Source organism: Nocardioides sp. Z22_16, from assembly GCF_058134365.1.
This window is the reverse complement of record NZ_JBYTTI010000004.1, coordinates 443,943-470,207: the sequence shown is the minus strand read 5'-3', so window position 1 is coordinate 470,207 and position 26,265 is coordinate 443,943. Positions and strand designations below refer to the sequence as shown.

Here is a 26,265-nt window from a genome sequence, read left to right as displayed (position 1 = left end):
GGGCGCCCACCGCCCTGGTGGGCCGGGACTGGGGTAGGTTCGCCCCATGGCCACGCCGGACCTCAGCCAGTCGCCCCTGCGCCGACGCCACGAGGCGCTGGGCGCCAAGTTCGCGGCCTTCGGTGGGTGGGAGATGCCCTTGGAGTACGCGACCGGGGTGGTCAAGGAGCACACCGCGGTGCGTGAGGCGGTGGGGGTCTTCGACGTCTCCCACCTGGGCAAGCTGCTGGTCAGCGGACCCGGCGCGGCGCACTACGTCAACACCGCGCTCAGCAACGACCTCGGCAAGGTGAGCCCCGGGCAGGCGCAGTACACGCTGTGCTGCGACGAGGCCACCGGAGGGATCGTCGACGACCTGATCGCCTACCTCCAGGACGACGAGCACGTGCTGCTGGTGCCCAACGCGGCCAACGCCGCGGAGGTGGCCCGCCGGCTCGGGGCGCAGGCCCCCGACGGGGTGCGGGTCGCCGACCACCACCGCGACTACGCCGTGCTCGCGGTGCAGGGCCCCTCCTCGGACGAGCTGCTGGCCGCGGTCGGGCTGCCGGCCGGCCACGACTACATGTCGTTCGTGGAGGCTCCGTGGCCCGCGCAGGGCGGCGCCGGGGACCAGGCGGTGGTGGTCTGCCGCACCGGCTACACCGGCGAGCGGGGCTACGAGCTCATCGTCCGCAACGACCTGGCCGTCCCGGTCTGGGACGCGCTGATGGCCGCGGGCGCCGGCCTCGGCGTGGTCGCCTGCGGTCTCGGGTCGCGCGACACGCTGCGCACCGAGATGGGCTATCCGCTGCACGGCCAGGACATCGGCCCGGACGTGACGCCTCTCGAGGGGCGCCTGGGCTGGGCCGTGGGCTGGGACAAGGAGCGGTTCTGGGGCCGTGACGCCCTCCTCGCCCAGAAGGCTGAGGGCCCCAAGCGCCTGCTGCGCGGGCTCCTCGCGACGGGCCGGGGGATCCCCCGACCCGGCATGTCGGTCAGCCTCCTCCGCGACGTGCCGCTCTGCGAGGTCACCTCCGGGACGTTCAGCCCGACGCTGCGCAAGGGCATCGGCCTGGCTCTGGTGCCGACCATGGTGGACGCCGAGGCCGAGGTCGGCGTCGACGTGCGCGGTCGCCGTGAGATCTTCCAGCTCGTCCGACCGCCGTTCGTCCAACCTTCTGTCCGGGAGGACTGAGATGCTGCCCGACCAACCGCCCCACTTCCGCCCTCCGTCGGACGCCGGGCGTCCCTGGCACTGGGCGCTGCTGGCGTCCTCGGGAGCCGAGGTGGACGTGAGCGAGGAGTACGCCGCCCAGCGGTTCGCCAGCCAGGCCGACGCCGAGTCCTGGGTCGGGGAGTTCTGGGCCGAGCTCGCCGAGCAGGGGGTCGACGAGGTGACCCTCTTCGAGAGCGACCGGGCCGTCTACGGCCCCATGTCCCTGCACGCCTGAGCATGCGGCGCGCGTTCAGCCAGGTCGACGTCTTCTCCGCCGAGCCGCACGGCGGCAACCCGGTCGCGGTGGTCCACGACGCCGACGGGCTGGACGACTCCGAGCTGGCCGCCTTCGCGCGGTGGACCAATCTGTCGGAGACGACGTTCCTCCTCGCGCCGACCACGCCGGCGGCCGACTACCGGGTGCGGATCTTCACCCCGAGCACCGAGCTCCCCTTCGCCGGCCACCCCACCCTGGGCAGCGCGCATGCCTGGCTGGCGGCCGGCGGGACGCCGACGCACGAGGACCGTGTAGTGCAGGAGTGCGCGGCGGGCCTGGTCAGGGTGCGCCGCGGGGAGCGGCTGGCGTTCGAGGCACCCCCGCTGGTGCGGTCCGGCCCCGTCTCCCAGGCTGATGCCCGCGATGTCGTGGCGGCCCTGCGGGTGGCTCCCGAGCGGGTCGTCGACCTGGCCTGGGTGGACAACGGGCCCGGGTGGGTCGCCGTGCTCCTGGACTCGGCCGAGACGGTGCTGGCCCTCGAGCCGGACTGGTCGGCACTGGCCGGGCGGAAGATCGGCGTCGTCGGCCCGCACGCGCCCGAGGCGGCACTCCGGCTGGGTGCCGAGGTCGAGGTCCGCGCCTTCTTCGACCGCTTCGAGGACCCGGTCACCGGCAGCCTCAACGCCGGGCTGGCGCAGTGGCTCGTCGGTGCCGGCCGGCTCCCTGCCCGGTATGTCGCGGCCCAGGGCACGGCGCTCGGCCGCACCGGCCGGGTCCACCTGACGGCGGAGGGTGCGGCGATCTGGGTGGGCGGCATGACGACGACGGTCATCGCGGGTCGGGTGGCTCTGGGGCCGGGCCCGTCGCGCTAGTCTGACGCGCATGCGGGCCTACCTCGACCTCCTCCAGCGGACCCTCGACGAGGGGGTGGCGAAGAGCGACCGCACCGGCACCGGCACGCTGAGCGTCTTCGGGCACCAGATGCGCTTCGACCTCGCCGAGGGCTTCCCGCTGGTGACCACCAAGAAGGTGCACACCCGCAGCGTCTTCGGCGAGCTGCTGTGGTTCCTGCGCGGCGACACCAACGTGAAGTGGCTCCAGGACCGCGGGATCACCATCTGGGACGAGTGGGCCGACGAGGACGGTGACCTGGGGCCCGTCTACGGCTCCCAGTGGCGCTCCTGGCCGACGCCCGACGGGCGTCACGTGGACCAGGTGGCGCAGGTGGTCGAGCAGATCCGGCGCGACCCCGACAGCCGCCGCCACATCGTCAGCGCCTGGAACGTCGCCGACATCCCCGACATGGCGCTCGCGCCGTGCCACACCATGTTCCAGTTCTACGTCGCGCCGGAGGAGGACGGTCCCGGCCGGCTCTCCTGCCAGCTCTACCAGCGCAGCGGGGACGTCTTCCTCGGCGTCCCGTTCAACATCGCCTCCTACGCCCTGCTCACCCACATGGTCGCCCAGGTGACCGGCCTGAGGGTGGGGGAGTTCGTGCACACGCTGGGGGACGCCCACCTCTACCTCAATCACCTCGACCAGGCGCGGCTGCAGCTGACCCGCGAGCCGCGGGCGCTGCCCACGCTGTGGCTGGACCCGACGGTGACAGACCTCGACGCCTTCGACCTCGAGCACGTGCGGGTGGACGGGTACGACCCGCACCCCGGGATCAAGGCGCCGATCGCCGTCTGACCCTCAGGCGCCGACCGGCGCGCCGAGGGCCACCTCGGCGGCGTACGCCGCGTGCGCGGCCATGGAGTCGAGCAGCGGCACCGGGCTGTCTTCGGGGCCGACGAGCAGCTGGATCTCCGTGCAGGCGAGCACGATCGCGTCGGCCCCGCGCGCCGCGAGGTCGGCGAAGACCCCGGCGTAGAGCGCCCGCGACTCCTCGCGGACCACGCCGAGGGTGAGCTCGGAGAAGACCACGTCGTCCACGGCCTGCCGCACGTCGGCCGGAGGCACCAGGCAGGCGAGCCCGTGCGTCCCGAGCCGGTCGGCGTAGAACGTCTCCTCCATCACCCACCGGGTGCCCACCAGGCCCAGGGTGCCGAAGCCCTCAGCCCGCGCCGCGCGTCCGACCGCGTCCCCGATGTGGAGCAGGGGCACGCCGATCGCGGCCTCCACCGCCGGGGCCACCTTGTGCATGAGGTTCGTGGCGATGAGGACGGCCTCGGCGCCGGCGTGCTCCAACCGCTGTGCCTTCCCGGCGAGCAGCCGGCCCGCGCCCTCCCAGTCACCGGCCACCTGGAGCCCGCGGACCTCCTCGAAGTCCAGGGAGGCGAGCAGGAGCTCGGCGGAGTGGTGGCCTCCTCGTCGCCGGGCCACCGCCTCGTTGATCCGGGCGTAGTAGTCCGCCGTCGAGTGCCAGCTCATGCCGCCGAGGATCCCCAGTGTCGTCATGCTGCCATCGTGCGTCGTGCTGGAGATCCAAGGAAGTCCGGTTCTTCTTCGGGAGGCCATAAGTCATGCTTGGGTCATGGACTCCCGTCGCGTGCTCATCTTCCGGACCGTCGCGCGGGCCGGCTCGATCAGCGCGGGTGCCCGTGAGCTCGGGTGGACCCAGCCCGCGGTGAGCCAGCACCTCCAGGCGCTCGAGCGCGAGGTGCGCGTGCCGCTGCTGGTCCGCGGTGCGAGCGGGGTCCAGCTGACCGAGGCGGGTCGCGGTCTCCTCGCCCACGCCGACGCCGTCGCCGCCCATCTCGAGGCCGCCGGCGCGGAGCTCGACGACGTGGCCCAGCTGAGGGCCGGCTCGGCCCGGCTGGCCGCCTTCCCCTCCGGCTCGGCGGTCCTGGTGCCGCACGCGCTCGCGGCGCTCGCGGCCAGCGCCCCGGCGATCGAGGTGAGCCTGGTCGAGGCCGAGCCCCCCGAGGCGACCGCGCTGGTGCGGAGCGGGGCCGTCGACCTGGCCCTGGTCTTCGGCTACGAGGAGGACCGCGCCGAGGAGGCGCTGGTGGCGGAGCAGCTGGCCGAGGACCAGGTCCGCCTGGTGCTGCCGGCCGGCCACGAGGGGTCGCCCCGGCGGCTCTCCGACCTCGCCGAGCTGCCCTGGGTGGCGGGTTGCGCGCGGTGCCGAGAGCACCTGGTCGCCTGCGCCGCCCGCGCCGGGTTCGAGCCCCGCATCCGGCACGTCACCGACGACTACGTGGTGGTGCAGGCGCTGGTCGCGCGTGGACTGGCGGTCGCGGTGCTTCCCGAGACCGCCCTGGCGGCCTTCCGGCACGTGGGCGTCCGGGTCGAGGCGCTGCCCGAGCTCGGGTCGCGGCGGATCGACGTCCTGCACCGCCGCGGCATCGAGCGGGTGCCGGCGGTGGCCGCGCTGCTGGGCGCTCTTCGTGCCGCCCCGGCGGGGGCGGGGGCGGGCGTCCCGTCCCCCACGTAGGGTCTGGCGCGTGCAGAGCCAGAGCAGGCGCGTGGTGATCGTGGCGGCCTACGCCCGCAACCGGGTGATCGGTCATCGCGGGGGCATCCCGTGGCACATCCCCGACGACTTCGCGCACTTCAAGGCCGAGACCCTCGGCCACACCCTGGTGATGGGCCGACTCACCTGGGAGTCGATCGGCCGGCCGCTGCCCGGGAGGCGGACGGTGGTCGTCACCCGGGACCCGTCGTGGACCGCGGGAGAGCATGCCGGCCAGGTCGAGGTGGCCCACAGCCTCGAGGAGGCGCTGGCCGTCGCGTCCCGCCATGACGGCGACACCGTCATCGCGGGGGGTGGCGACCTCTACCAGCAGGCCCTGGACCGGGCCACCCACCTGGTGCTCACCGAGGTGCGTCTGGAGCCGGAGGGCGACGCCTTCTTCCCGGAGGTCGACCTGAGCGAGTGGCGGGAGACCCGGCGGGTCACCAGGGACGACCTCGACTGGGTGTGGTGGGAGCGGAGACCGGCCTCGTCCTAGGGTGGGGGCATGGAGCTGCGCATCTTCACCGAGCCCCAGCAGGGGGCCACCTACGACGACCTGCTCGCCGTGGCGCTCGAGGCCGAGCGCCTGGGCTTCGGAGCGTTCTTCCGCTCCGACCACTACCTCGGCATGGGGACCGAGGGGCTTCCGGGCCCCACGGACGCCTGGACGACCCTCGCGGGTCTGGCCCGTGACACCAGCACCATCCGCCTGGGCACCCTGATGACCTCCGCGACCTTCCGGCACCCGGGCGTGCTCGCCATCCAGGTGGCCGGGGTCGACCAGATGAGCGGCGGCCGCGTCGAGCTCGGTCTCGGCGCAGGCTGGTTCGAGGAGGAGCACTCCGCCTACGGCATCCCCTTCCCCGACACCCGGGAGCGGTTCGACCGCTACGAGGAGCAGCTGGCGGTCGTCACCGGCCTCTGGCGGACTCCGGAGGGGGAGCGGTTCACCCACGAGGGCGCGCACTACACGCTCCGCGACAGCCCCGCGCTGCCCAAGCCGACGCAGCGCCCGGGACCCCCGATCCTGGTCGGCGGGCGCGGGAAGCGCCGCACGCCCGCCCTGGCCGCCCGGTACGCCGACGAGTTCAACCTTCCCTTCGTGGGCCTCGACGAGACCCGCGACCAGTTCGCCCGAGTCCGCGCGGCCTGCGAGGAGATCGACCGCGACCCGGCCACGATGACGTGGTCCAACGCGCTGGTGCTCTGCGTCGGTGCGGACGAGGCAGAGGTGGAGCGTCGTGCGGCGGCGATCGGGCGGGAGCCCGCCGAGCTGCGCGAGAACGGGCTCGCCGGCACCCCCGACGAGGTGGTGGCCAAGATCCGGCAGTTCGCCGACCTGGGCGCCCAGCGTCTCTACCTGCAGGTGCTCGACCTCGCCGACCTGGACCACCTCGGGCTGGTGGCCGAGCAGGTGACCCCGCAGCTCTGAGCGACCCGTGATCCTGTCGCAGTCCACGGCGGCGGGGGCAGTAGCCTTTCCGTCATGACGACCGCACCTGCCGCACCCTTCGGCCGCATGCTCACCGCGATGGCGACGGCGTTCAAGGCCGACGGCGCGGTCGACCTCGACGCCACCGCGCGGATCGCCGCCCACCTGGTCGAGAACGGCAGCGACGGGGTGGTCGTCTCGGGCACCACGGGTGAGTCCCCGACCACCACGGTCGAGGAGGACGCCGACATCCTGCGCGCGGTCAAGGACGCGGTCGGCGACCGCGCCACCGTGATCGCCGGGGTCGGCACCAACGCCACGGCGCACTCGGTGGAGCTGGCCCGCAACGCCGCCAAGATCGGCGTCGACGGCGTCCTGGTCGTCACCCCGTACTACAACAAGCCGTCGCCCGCCGGGGTGCTCCACCACTTCCGCACCGTGGCCGAGACCAGCGACCTGCCCGTGATGCTCTACGACGTGCCGGGCCGGGTCGGGATCGGGATCGCGACCGAGGTCCTGGCCGAGGCCATCACGTGGCCCAACGTGGTGGCGATCAAGGACGCGATGGGCGACCTCGTGCGCGCCAGCCGGCTCGTCCAGATGGGCTACGCGGTCTACTCCGGGGACGACGTGGCGACCCTGGGGTTCCTCGCCCACGGCGGCTGCGGGCTCGTCTCGGTGGTCGGTCACGCAGCGGGGCGCGAGCTGGCTCAGATGATCGAGACCTTCCTGGCCGGCGACCACGCCCGCGCCCTGGAGATCTTCGACCGGCTCATCCCGGCCTTCGAGGCGGTCATGGGCGTGCCCAACTACGGGGCCACCACGGCCAAGGCCGCCCTGCAGCTCCAGGGGGTGCTGGACAACCGTCACGTCCGCGGACCGTTGGTGCCGCTCGACGACGCCGAGTACGCCGCCCTGCGCGACGGGCTCGTCGCGGCCGGCCTGATCTGAGGAGTTCCATGTCCCACCCCCATCCTGAGCTCACGGCTCCGGCTCCCCTCGCCGAGGGCGGGCTCCGGGTCATCCCGCTGGGAGGTCTGGGCGAGGTCGGGCGCAACATGACGGTCTTCGAGTACGCCGACCGCCTGCTGATCGTCGACTGCGGCGTGCTCTTCCCGGAGGAGCACCACCCCGGAGTGGACCTGATCCTGCCCGACTTCGAGCCGATCCGGGATCGGCTCGACCGGGTGGAGGCCCTCGTCCTCACCCACGGCCACGAGGACCACATCGGCGCCACCCCCTACCTGCTGAGGGAGCGCGGCGACATCCCGCTGGTCGGCTCCGAGCTGACCCTGGCGCTGCTGGGCTCCAAGCTGCGCGAGCACCGGCTCAAGGAGACCGTGCACCACAAGGTCCGCGAGGGCGACCGCATCTCCTTCGGCCCCTTCGACCTCGAGTTCGTCGCGGTGAACCACTCGATCCCCGACGCGCTCGCCGTGGCCATCCGCACCGGCGCCGGCATGGTCCTGCACACCGGCGACTTCAAGATGGACCAGCTGCCGCTCGACGGCCGGATCACCGACCTGCGGGCCTTCGCCCGGCTGGGGGAGGAGGGGGTCGACCTCTTCCTCACCGACTCCACCAACGCCGAGGTCCCGGGCTTCACCACCCACGAGAGGGAGATCGGCCCGGTCCTGGACCGGGTCTTCCACAAGAGCCGCAGCCGCATCATCGTCGCCTGCTTCGCCTCGCACGTGCACCGCGTGCAGCAGGCCCTCGACGCGGCGGTGGCGCACGACCGCAAGGTCGCCTACGTGGGACGCTCGATGGTGCGCAACATGCAGATCGCCAAGGACCTGGGCTACCTCACCGTCCCGGCCGGGGTCCTGGTGGACGCCAAGGAGCTGGCCGAGCTGCCGCCGGAGCGTCAGGTGCTGATCTCGACCGGCTCCCAGGGTGAGCCCCTCTCGGCGCTGAGCCGGATCGCGCAGCGCAACCACAGCTTCGTGCACATCGAGGAGGGCGACACCGTGGTCCTCGCCAGCTCGCTCATCCCGGGCAACGAGAACGCGGTCTTCAGGGTGATCAACGGACTCGCCCGCTGGGGGGCGCACGTGGTGCACAAGGGCAACGCCCTCGTGCACGTCTCAGGGCACGCGAGCGCCGGCGAGCTGCTCTACTGCTACAACATCGTGAAGCCGCGCAACGTGATGCCGGTGCACGGGGAGATCCGGCACATGCAGGCCAACGCGGCCCTGGCGCGCGCCACGGGGGTCCCGGCCGACCACGTGGTCGTGGCGGAGGACGGGGTCGTCGTGGACCTGGTCGACGGGGAGGTCAGCGTCGCCGGCAAGGTGGAGTGCGGCTACGTCTTCGTGGACGGGACCTCCATCGGCGACGTCACCGAGACGTCCCTGAAGGACCGCCGCATCCTCGGGGAGGAGGGGTTCATCTCGGTCATCGTGGTCGTCGACTCGGTCACCGGCAAGGTCTCCGGAGGGCCTGAGATCCATGCGCGCGGCTTCGCCGAGGACGACGCCACCTTCGATGACGTCAAGCCGGCGATCGTCGACGCCCTCGACCGTGCGGTCGCCGACGGGGTCACCGACTCCTACCAGCTCCAGCAGACGGTGCGGCGCGTCGTCGGCCGCTGGGTGAGCAAGGCCCACCGGCGGCGCCCGATGATCATCCCGGTCGTCGTCGAGGCCTGAGCACCCGGCGCGCCCTCACCGCAGGGGTGGGAAGCGGTCGCCCCCTAGACTTCTGAAGGGGACGTGCGAGGGGTGCTCCCCAGGAGGGGAGCTGACGTGCTGCAGGGCGGGGGCCGGGCGCAGGAGTCCAGCATGGCGCGGCTCTACGACCTGATGCGCCGGGTCCACTCCTCCACCGACACCGCGCAGGTGCTCGACGAGATCGCCAGGGGAGTCACCGAGGGACTGGGCTTCGGGATCGCGGCCATCTCCCGCCTGGAGGGCGACGAACTGGTGACCACGACCTTCGCCGGGCCCGAGGAACAGCGTCCGTTCATCATCGGTCGACGCCGTCCGGTCCGGCTGATCCTCGACGAGTTCGTGGTCGGGGACGAGTGGGGGATCCTGCGTTACGTGCCTCGTGGGCGGGTCTCCGAGGAGGCGTTGGACGGGATGTGGATCCCGGACTACGAGCCCGTCGACGCTCCCGACGCCTGGCACCCCGAGGACGCCCTCTACGCCCCTCTGTACTCGGCCACCGGCGAGCTGCTCGGCATCATGGCGGTGGACCTGCCTCCGGGTGGCCGGATCCCAGACCGGCAGCAGCGCGAGCTGCTGGAGATGTTCGTGATCCAGGCCGGTCTCGCCCTCTCCAACGCGAACGACCGCGGCCGGATGGCCGAACGGGTGGCGGTGGGCGAGATGCTCAAGCAGGTGGCTCTGGCCGGCAACCTCGGTGACCTCGACCTGGTGATCCAGCAGGCGGCCCGCGCGGTGACCCACGGCCTGGGGGTGATCCAGACGTTCCTGCGTTGCTTCCCCGAGAGCCCGGGCGGAGTGGGGGAGCACGCTGCCGGCCACCCGGTCCCCAATCCGATCTCCGCCGCGATCCATGAGCTGCGCGACGACATGGCCCGGCTCCTGGAGACCGGCGGCGAGGTCGTCGTCGACGTGCACGTCGACGACGAGGGGAGCGAGTCGCTGCCGGGCAGCGTGTCGACCCTGCAACAGAAGATGCGCCTCTTCGGCGCGTCCCGTGCGCTCGTCTCCCCGATGCGCGTCGGCTCCGACATGCTGGGCTACGCGGTGGTCATGCAGACCTCCCAGCACCCCCCGCTCAGTCCAGTCCAGCGAGAGGCCCTGGCCGAGGTGGGACGCGCCCTGGGGCAGATGGTGCTGAACGCGAGGCTGCGCAGCACCGAGCAGCTGCTGGTCGCCGAGCTCCAGGAGCTCGACCGCTACAAGGGCGAGCTGATCGCCACGATCTCCCACGAGCTGAAGACCCCGTTGACCTCGATCATGGGCCACACCGAGCTGCTCGAGGACGGGGGGGCGCCCGCGCAGTCCCTCTCCGCCATCACCCGCAACGCACAGCGCCTGCAGGGCCTGATCGACAACCTGCTCAGCTACTCCCGGGTCCAGGAGCAGCGGCAGACCTCCCGGCGCGTGGTCGACCTGGTCGAGGTGCTCGAGGACGTCGCGGAGCCGCTGGCGATCCAGGTCGCGCGCAACGCCGTCTCCTGGGAGCTCTGCCGCCCGGAGGGGCCGGTGAGGGTGGCGGGAGATCCGGAGGAGCTGAGGCGGGTGCTGGAGAACATCTGCGGCAACGCCGTGAAGTACTCCCGGTCGGGGGGACGGGTGACGGTCCGCATCGACCAGGACGGTCCGTCGGCCCGGGTGACGGTGACGGACCAGGGCCTGGGCATCTCCCGGCAGGACCAGGCGCACCTCTTCTCGCCGTTCCACCGTTCCTCCAACCCCGAGGCGCTGTCGGTGCCGGGCACCGGACTGGGGCTGGCGATCTCGCGGCGCATCGTGGAGCTTCACGAGGGCAGCATCGAGGTCGCCTCCGTCCTCGGCGAGGGGAGCACCTTCACCGTGAGGCTGCCGCTGCACACTCCCGAGCCAGCGAGCCCTCCTGCGTGGCGACCGACCCCGACAGGCTGATCACCTGGTCCATCGACTCGAGGCCGATCCGGCCGTGGGTGATCCAGAGGACCGAGCGACCGCTGCCGGCCAGCAGCGACGCCGTCACGGCACGTGCGGTCTCGGAGTCGAGGTGAGCGGTCGGCTCGTCCAGGACCAGCACCGGCTGATCGGCCAGCAGCGCCCGCGCCAGGGCGAGCCGGGCACGCTCGCCTCCGGAGACGTGCGCGTGCCCCTCGCCCAGCATGGTGTCCAGGCCGTGCGGCAGGGCGTCGACCCAGTCGGCCAGCTGTGCCTCCTCCAGCGCGCGCCGGACGGCTCCGTCGCCGGCACCGGGCCGCGCGAGCCGCACGTTCTCGGCCACGGTGGTGGTGAAGACGTAGGGGTCGTCGTCGACGAGCCCGACGGCGGCGCGCAGCTCGTCGGGATCGAGCCGACGGGCCGTCACGCCGTCCCACACCACCTCGCCGGCGTCCGGGTCGAGGAAGCGCATCAGCAGGGCCGCGACCGTGGACTTCCCGGACCCGCTGGGACCGACCAGACCGACGCGTGCTCCCGCAGGGAGGTCGAGGGAGAGGTCCTCGAGCACCGGGTGCTCGCCCCACCCGGCGCTGACGGCGCGCAGGGAGCCGGCGGGGTGAGGCGACAGGGCGCCGGTGACCGGCTCGGGGTCGATCTCGATGGCCGGGGGCTGGGCGGTGAGCCGGTCGAGCCGGTCGGCCGCCGCGCGGGTGCGCACGGCGACGGCGCCGGCGTCCGCCAGGGGCAGGAAGACGTCCTGGAGGGCCAGCGGGAGCATGACCAGCAGCGCGACCATCGCCGCGGAGAGCTCACCGTCGGTCAGGGGACCGGTCAGCACCCACGCCATCACCAGGAGTCCGCCACCGCAGCCGACGCTGGCCAGTGCTCGCGCCGCGGCGGTGGTCCGCACCGAGCTCACGGTCGCCGAGCCGAGCTCACCCCCTGCGGAGTCCAGACGGTCCAGCGCACGCCCGGTGGCCTGCCAGAGCTCGAGCTGACGCAGGCTGTGCAGCACGGACTCCACCTGCGCGGAGACCTCGGCGCGAGCACGGACGAAGGCCGGCTCGGCGCGCCGGACCCCCCTCAGCGCCATCGGGTGGGCGGTGGCGGCGAGGAGGCAGGTGCCCGCCACCACGGCACCGGCCAGCGGATGTGCCAGGGCGGAGAGCAGCGTGGCCGCCGTGGCGACCAGCAGCGCGGTCCAGCGGGGCTGACGGACCCGCAGCTGCTCGTCCACCAGCGCGTCCACGTCGTCGACCACCCGGCTGAGCAGATCGCCCCGGCGGGTGCCGAGCCGTCCCGGGACCAGGGGGACCAGGGCGTCGTAGACCTGCGCGCGGCGCTCTGCGAGGAGGCGCAGCGCGGCGTCGTGGGAGACCAGCCGCTCGGCGTAGCGCAGCACCGGCCGGGCGATCCCGAAGGTCCGGACGGCGACGATGGCGACCATGAGCATCAGCACCGGCGGGTGCTCGGAGGCACGGGTGATCAGCCACGCCGCGGTCGCGGTCAGGGCCACGCCGGCGCCCACGGAGAGGGCACCCAGGGCCGTCCCGGTGCGCAGCCCGAAGCGCCCGGGTGTGTCGGGTGTCGTCGCCGGCGCGGCCGTGCCGGCGACCGGGGCCACCGGGCGGGCGGGGCCGCGCGCGTCGTCGGTCGTCTCCGGCAGCACGTCGCGCGCGGAGGCCTGCGGACCCGCGACCGGCTCGGCGGGAGCGAGCTCGACGACCTGGTCGGCCACCTGCAGGACGGCCGGGCGGTGGGCGACGACCACGACCAGCGCGTCCCGGGCCAGCTCCCGCAGGGTGCGCAGCAGCACCGCCTCCGTGAGCTCGTCCAGGTGGGCGCTGGGCTCGTCGAGCAGGACGACCGGGCGGTCCGCCAGCACGACCCGGGCCAGGGCGAGCCGGGCGCGCTGGCCGGCGGAGAGCCCGGCCCCGTCGTCGCCCAGCGCGGTGTCGAGACCCTGGGGCAGCGACCGGACGACGTCCTCGAGGTCGAGGGACGCCAGCGCGCGCCAGAGCGCGGCGTCGTCGGCACCGGGACGGCCCACACGCAGGTTGTCGGCGATGCTCGCCGCGGTGAGCCACGGCCGCTGACCCGCGGTGGCCACGGTGGCGCGCCACGCCCCGAGCCGCTCGGGACGCAGCGGGGCGCCGTCGACCAGGACCTCGCCCTCGGACGGCTCCAGCTCGCCGGAGAGCAGCCCGAGCAGGGTGGACTTGCCGGCCCCGGACGGTCCGGCGATGGCCACCAGCCCGGTCGGTGGGAAGGAGACCGTGTGCGGCGCGAGCGCGGGACGGGTGCGTCCGGGGTAGGTCAGGGCCACCCCGGAGGCGGCGAGCCGGACCGGACCGGTGAGCGGGGTCTGGTCGGAGCCGTCCTCGGCGGGGGCGTCGGCCAGCAGGCGGGTGGCCGCCTCGAAGGTGGCGGTGCCCTCGGCGGCGGCGTGGAACTCCGCACCCACCCGCCGCCAGGGCCAGTACGCCTCCGGCGCGAGCAGCAGGACGATCAGGGCGGTCTGGAAGTCGATCCCGGAGGCGGCGAGACGGAGTCCCACGCAGACCGCGACCAGGGCGACGGAGAGGGTGGCGATCAGCTCAAGGGCCGCGGAGGAGGCGAAGGCGATCTTGAGCGTCTCCATGGTGGCGCGGCGGTAGCGGTCCGTGATGGCCCGGATCGAGGCGGCCTGCGCGCCGGCACGCCGGTGGGTCACCAGCGTGGGGAGGCCCCGGACGACGTCGAGGAAGTGCCCTGCCAGGGTGGCGAGCTGACGCCACTGGCGGTCCGCCCGGTCCTGGGTGCTGAGACCGATCAGGATGGCGAAGGCGGGGACGAGCGGGAGGGTCGCCAGGACGATGAGGCCCGAGATCCAGTCGAGCCACAGGATGGCGGCCACGGTGGCGGCGGGCAGCACGGCGGCCAGCACGAGGGAGGGCAGGTAGCGCGTCAGGTAGGGCTCGACGGCGCTCATCCCGCGGGTGGCGAGCGTGGTCAGCTCGCCGGTGAGGTGACGTGAGAGGCGGACCGGCTCCATCCGGGCCGCCGCCTCGAGGAGCCGGCGCCGCAGGGTGGAGGAGACGACCGCTGCGGCCCTGGCGCCGCTCACGTCGACCACGTAGGAGCACAGCGCCCGGCCGAGGAGGACCAGCGCCAGGGCCACGGCGGGCCCCCGGAGCCCGGTGGCCCACCCGGCCGCGCCGGGGTCGTCGACCAGCCGCACGATCAGCAGTCCCACGGCGAACGCCTGGGCGACCGCGAGCAGGCCGCCGAGCACCCCCGCCGCCAGGCCCGACGCCAGGTGGCGCCGGGCCGGCAGCAGGTGCGGCAGGAGCGCCGGGTCCAGGGGCTTGGCCACCGGTCAGCGCCCCACGGACGCGGGCTCGGGGATGCTGTCGAGGCTGATCCGCTTCCGGAACACCCAGTAGGTCCAGGCCTGGTAGCCCAGGACGATCGGGGTGAAGATCACCGCCACCCACGTCATCACCGTCAAGGTGTACGCCGTCGCCGCGGCGTTGGTCGTGGTCAGGGAGTAGGCCACGTCCGTGGTGGAGGGCATGACGTCGGGGAAGAGGGCCAGGAAGAGCCCGCCGACCGCCAGCGCGATGGTGGCGAAGGTCCCGAGGAAGGCCCACCCCTCGCGCCCGGCCCGGTTCATCACCAGGCCGGCGACCAGGGCCAGGGCTGCGAGGACGAAGGCGACGGCCGAGAGGGCGTCTCCGGTGCGCAGCTGGATCCACAGCATGAAGACCACCGCCAGGCCCGCGGCGAGCAGGCCGAGCCGCTCGGCCAGGTCCCGGGCACGGTGGCGGATCTCGCCGTCGGTCTTCAGGGCGATGAAGAGGGCGCCGTGGGTGGCGAAGAGCGCGGCGGTGACCGCACCGCCCAGCAGGCCCAGGGGGTTGAGGAGGGTGAAGAGGGTGCCGGTGAACTCCTTCTCCGCGTCGATCGGCACCCCGGCGACGATGTTGGCGAAGGCGACTCCCCACAGCACGGCCGGGAGCCAGGAGCCGACGATGGCGGCGAGGTCCCAGCGTGCGCGCCACCGGTCGTCGTCGCGCTTGCCGCGGTACTCGAAGGCGAGGTTGCGCACGATCAGCGCGACCAGGATGAGCAGGAGTGGGAGGTAGAAGCCGCTGAAGAGGGTGGCGTACCACTCCGGGAAGGCGGCGAACGTGGCGCCGCCCGCCACCAGGACCCAGACCTCGTTGCCGTCCCAGACGGGACCGATGCTGTTGTACATCACGCGGCGTTCCCGCTCGTCGCGGGCCAGGACCGGCAGGAGCATGCCGACCCCGAAGTCGAACCCCTCGAGGGTGAAGTAGCCGATCCACAGGATCGCGATGAGGGCGAACCAGACGGTGGTGAGTTCCATGCTGTGTCTCTCTCCCTCAGTAGGCGAATGCCATGGGGCGGTCGTCGTCGGCGCCTCCGATGGGCACCTCCGGGGGCTCGGAGAACGGCTCCGCGCCGATCTTGGTGTACTTGACGAGCAGTCCGAGCTCGACGACGGCGAGCACGGCGTAGAGCAGGGTCAGCACGATCAGGGAGGTCGCCGCCTCGAAGACGCTGACGCCGGGGGAGACGCCGGACTCGGTGGTCATCAGGCCGAAGACGACCCACGGCTGGCGGCCCATCTCGGTGAAGATCCAGCCGAAGGAGTTGGCCGCGACCGCGCCGATGGGAAGGGCTAGCCCGACCCGGCCGAGCCAGCGGCCCGCGGGGGTGCGTCCGCGCCTGGTGGCCCACAGCAGCACCGCGGCACCTGCCGCCACGGCGAAGCCGAGGCCCATCATGAAGCGGAAGGACCAGTAGGTGACCGGGATGACCGGGACGTAGTCCCCGGCGTGGTAGTACGCGGCGCCGGGGTCCTGGCCGAACTCCTCGGCGTACTGGTCGCGCAGCTGGTTGATCCCCTGGACCTCGCCGTCGAAGCTGCCCGTGCCCAGGAACGAGAGCAGGCCGGGGACCTCGATGAGGTGCTTGGGATCGGAGCCGTCCAGGCTGCCGAGGGTGAGGACCGAGAACGGAGCCTTGCTGGTGGTGTCGTAGAGCGCCTCGGCGGCCGCCATCTTCATGGGCTGGACCTCGGTCATGATCTTGCCCTGGATGTCGCCGGAGACGGTGACGCCCAGGCCGGCGACGAGTGCGGTGACCGCGCCGATCCGGATCGCCTTGCGGTAGAGCGGCTGGTCGTCACGGTGACGCCTGCTGACGTAGAGGTAGGCGCCGACCCCTGCCATGAACGCACCGGCGGTCATGTAGGCGGCGAGCACCACGTGCGGGAAGGTGACGAGCTGGACCTTGTTGAACATCACTGCCCAGAAGTCGACGAGCTCGGCGCGTCCGTTCTCCGCGTTGTAGGTGTAGCCGACCGGGTTCTGCATCCAGCTGTTGGCCGCCAGGATGAAGTACGCCGACGCGAGGGTGCCGAGGTGGACCAGCCACATGCACGCCGCGTGCAGGGCGCGGGGGAGCTTGTCCCACCCGAAGATCCACAGCCCCAGGAAGGTCGACTCCAGGAAGAAGGCGAGCAGACCCTCGATGGCCAGGGGTGCCCCGAAGACGTCGCCGACGAAGCGGGAGTAGTCGGACCAGTTCATCCCGAACTGGAACTCCTGCACGATGCCGGTCACGACCCCGAGGGCGAAGTTGATCAGGAAGAGCTTCCCGAAGAACTTCGTGAGACGCAGGTACTCCTCCTTGCGGGTGCGCACCCAGGCCGTCTCCATGCCGGCGATCAGGGCCGTGAGCCCGATCGTGAGGGGCACGAAGAGGAAGTGATACACGGTGATGATGCCGAACTGCCACCGTGCGATCTCGAGGACGTCCACGTTGCCTCCAGGCTGTGGGAGCTGAGGCCGCCGGGTCTGCGGCGGCGGATCGAATACTACGACACGTAGTACGTACCGCGTAGTACGTATTTTGTAGTACGCGGAGAGTAGTACTACGTGGATTCGTAGGTATGCTGGGGGGGTGCGGAAGACGAGGAAGGCCTCAGCAGGCGGCAAGTCCGGGCTCGGCGAGCTCGAGCGGGCCGTGATGGACGCGCTCTGGGATCTCGACGCCGGGGCAGACGCGACGGTGCGTGAGGTGCACGCGCGTCTCTCCGAGAGCCGCGACGTCGCCTACACGACCGTGATGACGGTGATGGACCGGCTGGCGCGCAAGGAGCTGGTGGTGCAGCAGAAGGACGGCCGCGCCTACCGCTACCGAGCCCGGGCGACCAGGGCCGAGATGACGGCCGACCTGATGCGCGACACCCTGGCCGACCTGGGCAGCACGGAGCGAGTCCCCGCCCTCGTGGCGTTCGTGGAGGACGCATCCGCCGAGGACCTGGCCGCATTGCGGAAGGCCCTCGACGCTCTGGGATCCTGACCCCATGGAGTTCACGCCCCTGGTGCTGGGGCTGCTTGCGGTCGCCCTGGCCGGGCCGGTGCCTGCCCTGATGGCCAGATCCTCGCGACTGCACCTGACGCCCTTCGCGGCGATGGTGCTCTGGCAGGCCATCGCCCTCGCCTCGGTGCTGGCCGCCCTGGGGGCCGGCCTCTCGCTGGCCACCGGGCAGACGCTGCGGGACGAGCCCGGGCTGGCGCGGCTGGCGGTCGCCGCGGTGGCGCTGAGCGTGACCCTCGTCGTGACCGCGAGGCTGCTCCTCTCCGGTCACCGGGTCGGCACCTCCCTGCGCTCGCTGCGCCGTGACCACCGCCAGCAGGTCGACCTGGTCGCGGGCAGGCACGAGGACGTGCACGTGCTCGAGCACGACGTGCCGGTCGCCTACTGCCTGCCGGGCGTGGCACGCTCCCGCGTGGTGGTCTCCGCCGCCGCCATGGAGCGCTTGGACAGGGGTCAGCTGGCCGCCGTGCTCGCCCACGAGCGCGCACACCTGGCCGCTCGCCACGACCTCGTCCTCGAGGCGTTCACCGTCCTCCACCGTGCGTTCCCTCGCTGGGTCTCCAGCGACGCGGCGCTGCGCGAGGTGCAGCTGCTCGTCGAGCTGCTCGCCGACCGGGCGGCCCTCAAGGTGGGCCGCCCCCACGACCTGGGGGCTGCGCTGCTGGCGATGGCCCACGGACGGGTGCCCGCCGGCTCCATGGGAGCGGCGGCCTCGGACCTCGTCGAACGCGTCCGGGTGCTCGCCGACCCGAGGCGGCGCCCGGTGCAGGGCGCCTCCCTGGTCCTCGCCTCCTGGGCGGTCCTGGTGCTGCCCACCGCGCTCGTCGTGGCGCCCTGGCTCCTCGGTCTGCAGGGCTGAGGGGCCGGACGCAGGACGGGCCCCGCCGGAGACCTGCTCCGACGGGGCCCGTCCTGGTGGGGGAGACCCGGATCAGCGCCTGACCCGGAACGTCATCCGGTCCCGGCTGCCGTCGACCCCCTCAGAGCCGACGTACCTGGCCACCAGCCGGTGCTTGCCCGGTCGCAGGCCGGGGGAGACCCTGAGGACGATCCTGCCCTTCCTCAGCTTGCCGGTGCCGACCTTCTTGCCGTCGATCTTGACCACGACCCGTCCGGTGGCTCTCCCCGCGTCGGCCTTGACGCGGACCACGACCCGGAACCCCTTGCGGAACCGTGGAGCCTTCGGACGCACCTTCGCCGTCGTGTCCGAGTCGCTCCGGCCCGGGTCCGGCGGCGTGGTCGGGCCCGGTGTCGGGGGCGTGGTCGGGCCCGGTGTCGGGCCCGGTGTCGGGCCCGGGGAGGGCGTCGGTGCCGGCTCGCCGGGTGCGACGACGGTGACGGTGACGTCGGCCGACGCCTTGGCCATGGTCGCGTTCCCCGAGTAGGTCACCCTCATCGTGCGGGTGCCCACCGGCAGGTCCGCCGGCAGTCCGATCCTGGCCTCGCCGTCGTCGAGCTCGGCTTCACCGACCGTCCGGCCGTCACCGTCGGTCAGGAGCACGTCCCCGGTGGCTTCGGAGCCGACGCTGCCCTCGCGCTCCACCTCGACGACGACCTCGGAGGCCTGGCCGAAGACGGAGGGACCGGGCTGGTGGGTCGCGGCCACCGAGACCGGCAGCTTGCAGTCCAGGATCTCGATGTCGTCGACGTACCAGCCGTCGATGCCACCGCACCCGTCACGACCGATGTCGAAACGGAGCTGGACCGTGGCCCCCGACTCGACACCGACCGCCGTGAGGTCGACCTGGGACTGCGCCCAGGAGCCCGTCACCTCGCCGCCGTCGGTGCCCGTGAAGCCGTCCTCGCCGGCCAGGGGGTTGGTGTTCCCCTGGGCCTCGGTGCTGAGGGTGCCGGGTGCGTTGAAGAGGTAGGCCTCGGCCGGGATGACCTCGAAGGGCCCCCCGTCGATGCTGATCTTCACGTTGCCGCCGTCGTAGCCGGCCTCGGTCGCCACGTTGTGGTCGAACGCGAGGCGCGGGGTCCGGAGTCGGGAGGGCATCTCGATGAGCGGCGAGACGATGGAGTTGCGGCTGGAGAAGTCGTCTCCTGCCGCCCCGTCGCCCGAGCAGTCGCCGAGGTCCGGTGTCGGGCCGAACGCCACCTGGGAGGTGTTGCCGTCCACGCCGGCTCGCGCCACCCACGGCCTGCCGAAGCTGCCGTAGTACCCCGAGTCGTCCCAGGAGGCGAGCGCCTCGCTCGCGCCCCAGCCCTGGAGGCCGTCCTCGAAGTCCTCGCTCCACAGCGCCTCGGTCACGAAGCCCTCGCCGCACAGGGACGGCGCGTTCGGGTCGAGGAGGGGCTGGAAGTCGCAGCGCGCCGGATCGGTGCGCATCTCCACCGCCGCGACGGCTGCCTGGATCTGCGTGCAGTCGGCTGTCTGCACGGGGGCGGTCGCCACGGCTCCGGCCGCAGGCGCGGTGGTCAGCCGGTTGATCGGCCGTCCGACCAGGTCCGCGCAGGACTTCTCCAGCGCGTCCGCCATGTCGAGGAAGTTCGACGCCGGGGTGAGGTACGCCGACTGGGCGCGCCACCACACGTTGGCGGCCTTGTCGAGGCCGATGCCGGTGATGGTCCGGCCGTTGTAGGTCCCGCCGTCGACGGCCAGCGCGTAGGCGTGGTTGGGCACGCCCGAGTTGCTGTGGACGCCACCGGCGTCGGTGAACGCCGGGTCGCACTTGTACTCGGCGTCCGTGACCTTGCCCGGGTCCCCGTAGCAGGTGGGCGACCACATGTCGCGGATCGCGCCCCCGAAGGCGGGCGACTTCTCACCCATCAGCCACCGGGTGCTGACCTCCCGCTGGGCGGTGTCCTCCGCGGCGATGGTGACGGTGGCCGTGCCGGCCTGCTTGAAGCGGACGCCGTCGGCCTGGGTGACCATGACCCCGGGGATGTCCGCCTCGCCCGAGGCGACCGTCGGGAAGTCGACGTTGTTGTTGCCGATCACCAGCCCGGTCGCCCCCGCAGCCTCGGCGAGCGTCACCTTCTCCTGGAAGGTGCAGGTCCCGCGGTCGACGTAGGCGAACTTGCCGGCGACCGCCGCCGCGTTGGTGTAGGGGGAGCAACCGTCGGTGGTGGAGGGGCCCACCGGGTTCGCGGCGTCCACGGCGACCACCACGTCGGTGGTCAGAGGCGCGGTGCTGAAGCCCTCCCCGAACGCCGCCTCGACGGCGTTGCACTCACCGGCGACCGAGGCCGGCGCGGTGATCGCCATCTCGATGCCGGAGGGCGCGCCCTGCGCGCACCCCGCGGCACGGCGGGTGGTGAAGCTCTCGCCCTCGTCCTCGCGCTCGTTGATGATGTCCAGCGTCTCGCCCCAGACGTCGGAGTAGGACTCGTTGAGCGCCCCCGACTGGTACTGGTAGATCAGCCCGGACGTGTACTCGGTGTAGGCGTGGCCCCACTCGTGGGAGACCACGTCGTCGGAGGTGACGCCGTTGCAGTAGTTGGTGGTGGTGCCGTTCCAGTTGGCGTTGGGACACCTGATCCGGGGGTCGTTGTTGACGGTCTTCATCGTCGCGCCGGCCCCGTCGTAGGAGTCACGGCCGAAGGCGTTGGCGAAGAGCCAGTAGGACTCGCCGGCGGAGTTCACCAGGTTCTGCTGGTCGACGTTGAGATCGCCGGGGAAGGGCTCTCCCTCCTGCCACACGGGCGCGGTGCCGGGGTTGAGCTCGTAGAGCTCGCGGTCCAGCGCGTCGTGCACCATCGACCAGCGGTTGAGGATCTTGAGGTGGTCGGCGTCGAGGAAGACGACGTCACGGATGCTGGAGCCGTTGGAGACCTCCACCTGGTAGGCCAGGACGCTCTCGCCCGGCTCGCCCTTGGTGAGGCCCTTGCGGTAGACGAAGAGCTGGGGGTCCGACGCGCGCAGACCGCTGGTGTCTGCCTGGCCCTTGCCCTCGGACTTGGTCGGGGGGTCGGACCGCACCCACTCCTCGGCGATCCGCGCCGCGTCCGCGGAGGAGGCCTCGGGCGTCACGTCGAGGTCCAGGTCGGGGGCCGCGAGGCCGCTCACGGCGGTGAGGTCGCCCTCGCTGTCGACGTTGACCTTGAGGGTGGCCCCGAAGACCTCGACCCCCCGGTAGCTCTGGGTGTAGGTGACGGTGGTGCCGTGGGCGTCGGAGACGACGCGCTGCTGCTCCAGCTCGGCGGCGCGAGCCCCGAAGGCGGCGGCGTACTTGTCCAGGTAGGCCTCGGCCTTGGCGACCGCGCTCCGGCGCGAGTCGGCGTCGACCGTGGGGAGGAGGTCGCCTCCGCCCTTGACGGTGAGGAACCCGATGCGCCCGGTGGCGTCGGAGCGGGTGGCGGCCACGGTGCCCCGGGCCTCCTGCTTGATCTTGGCGACCAGGCCCTCGGGCCCGGCGGGTCCTGCTTGGGCTGGCGTGAAGGGTGCGGCCACGAGACCCGCCCCCACCACCGCCAGCGCAAGCCCCTGCTTGAGGAGCTTCACTGGGGACATCCCTTCGAAGGAGTGATTCTGCCCACCCGAGACGCGGTGGTGCGGTCACCCTAAGGACGGCTCTTGCGACAGGTAAAGAGCGGGATGCAAACTTTGTGTAACGAGTTCCGCCACCGTCTCTGCCGCCGGGGATCCGGGGTCGCTGCCCGCTGCGACACGCGCCCTGTGGTTCGTGTGGCTGGTGTGACGGGTGGACTACTGTCCTGAGCATGGCGACCCGTACGTCTTCCCCGCCGGGGTCGCGGAGCACGAGCGCGTCCAAGAAGCCCTCGAGCGCCCGATCACGGAGTACTGGCTCAAGCCGAGCCGGCAAGAGCTCCAAGCGACCCCAGAAGTCGGTGGCCCGTCGGCCCGCCCCCCGCGCGGTCCGCAACGGACCCGGGCCGGTGGCCCGCGGGTTCGGCGCCCTCGGGCGCGGAGTCGGCAGCGCCTGGCTGGGGGTCGCCCACGCCGTCGGGAGCGCGGCCCGCAGCATCGGCCACGGCGCCCGCGACCTCGACCCCGCGCACCGGCGCGACGGCGTCGGCATGGCCCTCCTCGGTCTCTCCCTGGTCGTCGCCGGCGCCGTGTGGTGGCAGCCCCCCGGGGGAGCGATGGACCTCGTGCGCTCCGCCACCGCCGGCACGGTGGGCAAGGTCGGCTGGGCCGTCCCCCTCTGGCTCGCCTACCTCGGCTGGCGCACCCTGCGAGACCCCGAGCACAACGGCCCGGCCGGCCGACAGGTGATCGGCTGGTCGGCCTTCGTGCTCGGTGTCCTCGGCATCGTGCACATCGCCAACGGCAACCCGCAGCCCAGCGTCGGCGACGCCCGGGACCTGCAGCAGGCGGGCGGAGCCGTCGGCTTCATCGTCTCCAGCCTCCTCCTCGACCTGCTGCGCACGCCCTGGGTGGTGGTGCCGCTGCTGGCCCTGCTGGCGCTCTTCGGCGTGCTGGTCATCACCGCGACCCCGCTCTACCAGGTCCCGGCGCGCTTGGCCGCTCTGCGCGACCGGGCACTCGGGCGCGCGCCGGCGACCCAGGAGCCGGGCGACTCCGAGCAGACCCGCCCGGTGCGCCAGCGCCGCGGCAGCGTCCCGGTCGACGAGGAGATGGGGGACCCCGCCTACGACTCGCCGGTGCTGGAGGAGCGCGAGGTCCGCCGTCGCCGCCGCCGCCCCGACCCGGTCGACGTCGCGCTGGAGGAGGGTGCCGACGAGGGTCTGGGCATCCTGGACCCCACCAGCGCGCCGGCCCCCGTCCCGGACCAGGGGTCCGGGGAGGTCGAGCCGCCCCCGCACACCCCGCTGCCGCCGCGGGTCGAGCAGCTGGCACTCTCCGGCGACATCACCTACACCCTGCCCGCGAGCGACATGCTCAAGCCCGGGTCCGTGCACAAGGCGAGGTCCAAGGCGAGCGACGCCGTGGTGGACCGTCTTCAGCAGGTGCTGGAGGAGTTCGGCATCGACGCGCAGGTCACCGGCTACACCCGCGGCCCGACCGTCACCCGGTACATCGTCGAGCTGGGCTCCGCGGTCAAGGTGGAGAAGGTCACCGCGCTGTCGAAGAACATCGCCTACGCGGTGGCCTCGGCCGACGTGCGCATCCTCAGCCCGATCCCCGGGAAGTCCGCGATCGGGATCGAGATCCCCAACACCGACAAGGAGATCGTCTCGCTCGGCGACGTGCTCCGGTCGGAGACCGCGCGCTCCAACCACCACCCGATGGTCACCGGTCTCGGCAAGGACGTCGAGGGCGGCTTCGTGATCGCCAACCTGGCCAAGATGCCGCACCTGCTGGTGGCCGGTGCCACCGGCTCGGGGAAGTCGTCGTTCATCAACTCGATGATCACCTCGATCCTGATGCGCTCGACCCCCGACGAGGTCCGGATGATCATGGTCGACCCCAAGCGGGTCGAGCTCAACGCCTACGAGGGCATCCCGCACCTGATCACCCCCATCATCACCAGCCCCAAGAAGGCGGCCGAGGCGCTGCAGTGGGTGGTGCGCGAGATGGACATGCGCTACGACGACCTCGCCAACTTCGGCTTCCGCCACGTCGACGACTTCAACAAGGCGGTCCGGGCGGGCAAGGTCGAGGTCCCGGCGGGCAGCGAGCGCAAGCTCTCGCCCTACCCCTACCTCCTGGTGATCGTCGACGAGCTCGCCGACCTGATGATGGTGGCCCCGCGAGACGTCGAGGACGCGATCGTCCGCATCACCCAGCTCGCCCGGGCCGCGGGCATCCACCTGGTGCTCGCCACCCAGCGACCCTCCGTCGACGTCGTCACCGGCTTGATCAAGGCGAACGTCCCCTCCCGACTCGCCTTCGCCACCTCCAGCCTGGGCGACAGCCGGGTCATCCTCGACCAGCCGGGCGCCGAGAAGCTGGTCGGCCAGGGTGACGGGCTCTTCCTGCCGATGGGCTCCTCCAAGCCGGTGCGTGTCCAGGGGTCCTGGGTCACCGAGGCGGAGGTGCACCAGGTCGTCGAGGCGTGCAAGAACCAGCTGGAGCCGACCTACGTCGAGGAGGTGACCGCTCCGGCGGCCGCCAAGCGGGACCTGGACGACGACATCGGCGACGACATGGACCTGGTCATCCAGGCCGTCGAGCTGGTGGTCTCCACCCAGTTCGGCTCCACCTCGATGCTGCAGCGCAAGCTCCGCGTCGGGTTCGCCAAGGCCGGGCGTCTGATGGACATCCTGGAGAGCCGTGGGGTGGTGGGTCCGAGCGAGGGCTCCAAGGCCCGTGACGTGCTGGTCAAGCCTGACGAGATCGATTCCGTGATCGCGACACTGGAGGGGGAGCGATGAGCGCTGCCGAGGAGCGGGTGGACCACGACGTCGAGTCCGCGGACGGGGCTGACGGGCCCTCCCTGAGCCTGGCTGCCGGGCTGGTGGAGGTCCGGCGCAACGCCGGGCTGGCGGCCGGGGTCGGAGGTCTCTCCTCCGCGGTCGCCATCGCCTACCTGGCGCGCGCCACCAGCACCGGTGCGGTCCTGGACTGGGCGCTCGTCGCCGTCATGGGACTGCTCGCCGTGACCTGGCTCGCCTCCTTCCTCGACGCCCGCACCCCGCTCCTGGTGGCCGACGCGCAAGGGGTGAGGGTGCGCCTCGGGCGGACCTGGCGGGGCCTCACCTGGTCTGCCGTGGAGCGTGTCGAGCACACGCCTCGCCGTGGTCTGCTCCGGGACGGAAGGCTCACCGTCGTGCCGCGCAACAGCGAGCTGCTCATGGCGGACCTGGACCGCGCAGGGGCGCGCCAGGCCCGGCTCGCGACGCGTCTCTACGGCGGGCCCCTGGCCCTGCCGCTCGGTCTGACCACGCGGATCAGCGCCGAAGGGAGCGACCCGGCCGAAGCGCTGGGTCGCCTCGCCGACCGCGGAGCCGAGGTCATCGTGGTGCCCGCCGGGACCGCCGCCGAGCCCGAGCAGGACTCCGCGCCCCCCCGCCGCCGCCTGCGCGACCCTCGGCCGCTCCTCGCCGGTGCCCTCACCAAGGTCTCGGCGCCACTGTCGCGCAAGGGGCGACTCGGGGACGCCGAGGAGGCGCCCGAGGAGCACCTGGACGCTCGCCACGCCCCGGCTGATGACCTGGCCGGAGCCCCGGCCGACGACGTGGCGGACGACGTCGCGGACGACCGGGCCGGCGACGCGAGTGACGACCGGGGGGACGCGACGGTCGCGCCGCCCGTGACCCCCGCGCCCGCGCCGCTCCGTGAGACGTCCCAGCCCGTCCGCGCCGAAGTCCTGCGCGACCAGGCCAGCGACGAGACCCACGTGCTGCCGATGGCGGTGGAGCTGGTCGAGGACACCCAGACCTGGGGGGACCGGGTCCGGCCCATCGCCCGCCAGGGGCACCCGGTGGCTCCGGTGGTCTTCGACGACTTCGTGGTGGAGCCGGCCTCCGATCCCGTCATCGGTCCCGACCTGCGGGCCGCGCGGACCCGTCTGCGCCTCTCGGTGGACCAGCTGGCGGAGCGGACCCGGATCCGTCCGCACGTGATCGAGGCCATCGAGGTCGACGACTTCGTCCCGTGCGGTGGCGACTTCTACGCCCGGGGCCACCTGCGCACCCTGGCGCGGGTGCTCGGTGTCGACGTGGCTCCCCTCCTGGAGACCTACGAGGAGCGCTACGCCCACGCCCCGATCGACCCGCGCCGCGTCTTCGAGGCGGAGCTGGCGACGGGGGCCCACGGCCCCATCCGCGGGACCCGCGGCGGTGCCAACTGGTCGATCCTGGTGGCGGCGGTGATGGCCCTGGTGCTGGCCTGGTCGGTCGCGCGCCTGGTGATGGACACTCCCTCGGATCTGGGGGCCGCTCCGGTCCTCAACGGCTCGGGGGGCCCGCACGCGGGCAGCGCGGTCGCGGCCGACCCCGTGCCGGTGGTGGTGGCCGCCCCCGCAGGTGGCGCCAAGGTCGTCGTGCGGGACAGCTCCGGTGTGGTGGTCTTCAAGGGCGACCTGGCCATCGGCGACAGCCGCAGCATCGACGCCTCCCCGCCGGTGCGCGTGCAGACCAGCGACGGCGCGGTCACCGTCGCCATCAACGGGGTCGAGCGCGGACCGGTCGGTGAGGCCGGGACCGCCGCGCAGGGGACCTACGCGGCCGACTGACGTG

The 26,265-nt window shown here is 72.7% G+C and carries 19 protein-coding genes and 1 pseudogene; 14 read left to right on the top strand and 6 right to left on the bottom strand.

Translation table 11 applies throughout. From position 1 onward, the window contains the following. The first annotated feature begins 46 nt into the window (after positions 1-46). From gcvT to AC3X7R_RS14350, 4 genes are read left to right on the top strand one after another with little or no spacing between them, the layout of a single operon-like run. Positions 47-1,174 carry a glycine cleavage system aminomethyltransferase GcvT gene (gcvT, locus tag AC3X7R_RS14365; protein ID WP_489966342.1) on the top strand — a complete coding sequence of 376 codons (1,128 nt, stop codon included), beginning with the start codon at positions 47-49 and terminating at the stop codon, positions 1,172-1,174. A 1-nt stretch (position 1,175) separates the two neighbouring features. After that, entirely contained in the window at positions 1,176-1,430 is a 255-nt protein-coding gene (locus AC3X7R_RS14360; protein WP_489966341.1) for a hypothetical protein, read from the top strand. Positions 1,431-1,432: 2 nt separating this feature from the next. Beyond that, positions 1,433-2,284, top strand: a complete 852-nt coding sequence (locus tag AC3X7R_RS14355) for a PhzF family phenazine biosynthesis protein (RefSeq protein WP_489966340.1) — start codon at positions 1,433-1,435, stop codon at positions 2,282-2,284. A 10-nt stretch (positions 2,285-2,294) separates the two neighbouring features. Continuing rightward, complete coding sequence (locus AC3X7R_RS14350) at positions 2,295-3,104, top strand: thymidylate synthase (RefSeq protein ID WP_489966339.1); 810 nt, start codon at positions 2,295-2,297, stop codon at positions 3,102-3,104. Between the two features lie 3 nt (positions 3,105-3,107). Here the strand turns inward: AC3X7R_RS14350 and AC3X7R_RS14345 are convergent, their stop codons facing one another. Continuing rightward, positions 3,108-3,812, bottom strand: a complete 705-nt coding sequence (locus AC3X7R_RS14345; protein ID WP_489966338.1) for an aspartate/glutamate racemase family protein — start codon at positions 3,810-3,812, stop codon at positions 3,108-3,110. A gap of 76 nt (positions 3,813-3,888) precedes the next feature. Between AC3X7R_RS14345 and AC3X7R_RS14340 the strand changes: the two genes are divergently transcribed. The 6 genes from AC3X7R_RS14340 to AC3X7R_RS14315 all read left to right on the top strand — a co-directional run bounded on the left by AC3X7R_RS14340 (position 3,889) and on the right by AC3X7R_RS14315 (position 10,821). Further along, positions 3,889-4,791, top strand: a complete 903-nt coding sequence (locus AC3X7R_RS14340) for a LysR family transcriptional regulator (RefSeq protein WP_489966337.1) — start codon at positions 3,889-3,891, stop codon at positions 4,789-4,791. 10 nt (positions 4,792-4,801) lie between these two features. After that, positions 4,802-5,308, top strand: coding sequence for a dihydrofolate reductase (locus AC3X7R_RS14335; RefSeq protein ID WP_489966336.1), 507 nt, complete (start codon positions 4,802-4,804; stop codon positions 5,306-5,308). Positions 5,309-5,317: 9 nt separating this feature from the next. Continuing rightward, complete coding sequence (locus AC3X7R_RS14330) at positions 5,318-6,244, top strand: LLM class F420-dependent oxidoreductase (RefSeq protein WP_489966335.1); 927 nt, start codon at positions 5,318-5,320, stop codon at positions 6,242-6,244. A gap of 54 nt (positions 6,245-6,298) precedes the next feature. After that, complete coding sequence (gene dapA, locus AC3X7R_RS14325) at positions 6,299-7,195, top strand: 4-hydroxy-tetrahydrodipicolinate synthase (protein WP_489966334.1); 897 nt, start codon at positions 6,299-6,301, stop codon at positions 7,193-7,195. Positions 7,196-7,203: 8 nt separating this feature from the next. Continuing rightward, positions 7,204-8,895 (top strand): ribonuclease J, encoded by a 1,692-nt coding sequence (locus tag AC3X7R_RS14320; protein ID WP_489966333.1) that lies wholly within the window; start codon positions 7,204-7,206, stop codon positions 8,893-8,895. Positions 8,896-8,991: 96 nt separating this feature from the next. Continuing rightward, entirely contained in the window at positions 8,992-10,821 is a 1,830-nt protein-coding gene (locus AC3X7R_RS14315; RefSeq protein ID WP_489966332.1) for an ATP-binding protein, read from the top strand. On the opposite strand, the gene cydC is transcribed toward AC3X7R_RS14315, so the two are convergent. The 4 genes and pseudogenes from cydC to AC3X7R_RS14295 all read right to left on the bottom strand — a co-directional run bounded on the left by cydC (position 10,748) and on the right by AC3X7R_RS14295 (position 16,652). Then, the gene (gene cydC, locus AC3X7R_RS14310) at positions 10,748-12,445 is read right to left on the bottom strand and encodes a thiol reductant ABC exporter subunit CydC (RefSeq protein ID WP_489966500.1); all 1,698 of its coding nucleotides are present in this window, start codon (positions 12,443-12,445) and stop codon (positions 10,748-10,750) included. The genes AC3X7R_RS14315 and cydC overlap by 74 nt on opposite strands. 102 nt (positions 12,446-12,547) lie before the next feature. Next, positions 12,548-14,176 (bottom strand): annotated as a pseudogene (cydD, locus tag AC3X7R_RS14305) (thiol reductant ABC exporter subunit CydD); the annotation flags it as partial. 3 nt (positions 14,177-14,179) lie between these two features. Continuing rightward, positions 14,180-15,193: a cytochrome d ubiquinol oxidase subunit II gene (gene cydB, locus AC3X7R_RS14300; RefSeq protein WP_489966331.1), complete on the bottom strand. Its 1,014-nt coding sequence runs from the start codon at positions 15,191-15,193 to the stop codon at positions 14,180-14,182. A gap of 16 nt (positions 15,194-15,209) precedes the next feature. After that, entirely contained in the window at positions 15,210-16,652 is a 1,443-nt protein-coding gene (locus AC3X7R_RS14295; protein WP_489966330.1) for a cytochrome ubiquinol oxidase subunit I, read from the bottom strand. Positions 16,653-16,794: 142 nt separating this feature from the next. Here AC3X7R_RS14295 and AC3X7R_RS14290 point away from each other — a divergent pair, with 142 nt between their 5' ends. Beyond that, positions 16,795-17,196 (top strand): BlaI/MecI/CopY family transcriptional regulator, encoded by a 402-nt coding sequence (locus AC3X7R_RS14290; protein WP_489966329.1) that lies wholly within the window; start codon positions 16,795-16,797, stop codon positions 17,194-17,196. Between the two features lie 4 nt (positions 17,197-17,200). Further along, positions 17,201-18,073: a M56 family metallopeptidase gene (locus AC3X7R_RS14285; RefSeq protein WP_489966328.1), complete on the top strand. Its 873-nt coding sequence runs from the start codon at positions 17,201-17,203 to the stop codon at positions 18,071-18,073. Between the two features lie 72 nt (positions 18,074-18,145). Here AC3X7R_RS14285 and AC3X7R_RS14280 read toward each other — a convergent pair whose 3' ends face one another. Beyond that, entirely contained in the window at positions 18,146-21,661 is a 3,516-nt protein-coding gene (locus tag AC3X7R_RS14280; RefSeq protein ID WP_489966327.1) for a M4 family metallopeptidase, read from the bottom strand. A gap of 218 nt (positions 21,662-21,879) precedes the next feature. Here AC3X7R_RS14280 and AC3X7R_RS14275 point away from each other — a divergent pair, with 218 nt between their 5' ends. Together AC3X7R_RS14275 and AC3X7R_RS14270 are read left to right on the top strand one after the other, a co-directional pair. After that, a complete protein-coding gene (locus AC3X7R_RS14275; protein WP_489966326.1) occupies positions 21,880-24,459 on the top strand; it encodes an FtsK/SpoIIIE family DNA translocase in 2,580 nt (859 codons plus the stop codon). Further along, on the top strand, positions 24,456-26,261 hold the full coding sequence (locus AC3X7R_RS14270) for a helix-turn-helix domain-containing protein (RefSeq protein WP_489966325.1): 1,806 nt from the start codon (positions 24,456-24,458) through the stop codon (positions 26,259-26,261). Before AC3X7R_RS14275 ends, AC3X7R_RS14270 begins: the two co-directional genes overlap by 4 nt. Positions 26,262-26,265: the final 4 nt, after the last annotated feature.

Excerpts from the sequence above, each read along its gene's own strand:
- gcvT (WP_489966342.1), top strand. The coding sequence starts at position 47 with ATGGCCACGCCGGACCTCAGCCAGTCGCCCCTGCGCCGACGCCACGAG.
- AC3X7R_RS14360 (WP_489966341.1), top strand. The coding sequence starts at position 1,176 with ATGCTGCCCGACCAACCGCCCCACTTCCGCCCTCCGTCGGACGCCGGG.
- AC3X7R_RS14355 (WP_489966340.1), top strand. The coding sequence starts at position 1,433 with ATGCGGCGCGCGTTCAGCCAGGTCGACGTCTTCTCCGCCGAGCCGCAC.
- AC3X7R_RS14350 (WP_489966339.1), top strand. The coding sequence starts at position 2,295 with ATGCGGGCCTACCTCGACCTCCTCCAGCGGACCCTCGACGAGGGGGTG.
- AC3X7R_RS14345 (WP_489966338.1), bottom strand. The coding sequence starts at position 3,812 with ATGACGACACTGGGGATCCTCGGCGGCATGAGCTGGCACTCGACGGCG.
- AC3X7R_RS14340 (WP_489966337.1), top strand. The coding sequence starts at position 3,889 with ATGGACTCCCGTCGCGTGCTCATCTTCCGGACCGTCGCGCGGGCCGGC.
- AC3X7R_RS14330 (WP_489966335.1), top strand. The coding sequence starts at position 5,318 with ATGGAGCTGCGCATCTTCACCGAGCCCCAGCAGGGGGCCACCTACGAC.
- dapA (WP_489966334.1), top strand. The coding sequence starts at position 6,299 with ATGACGACCGCACCTGCCGCACCCTTCGGCCGCATGCTCACCGCGATG.
- AC3X7R_RS14320 (WP_489966333.1), top strand. The coding sequence starts at position 7,204 with ATGTCCCACCCCCATCCTGAGCTCACGGCTCCGGCTCCCCTCGCCGAG.
- cydB (WP_489966331.1), bottom strand. The coding sequence starts at position 15,193 with ATGGAACTCACCACCGTCTGGTTCGCCCTCATCGCGATCCTGTGGATC.
- AC3X7R_RS14285 (WP_489966328.1), top strand. The coding sequence starts at position 17,201 with ATGGAGTTCACGCCCCTGGTGCTGGGGCTGCTTGCGGTCGCCCTGGCC.
- AC3X7R_RS14275 (WP_489966326.1), top strand. The coding sequence starts at position 21,880 with ATGGCGACCCGTACGTCTTCCCCGCCGGGGTCGCGGAGCACGAGCGCG.
- AC3X7R_RS14270 (WP_489966325.1), top strand. The coding sequence starts at position 24,456 with ATGAGCGCTGCCGAGGAGCGGGTGGACCACGACGTCGAGTCCGCGGAC.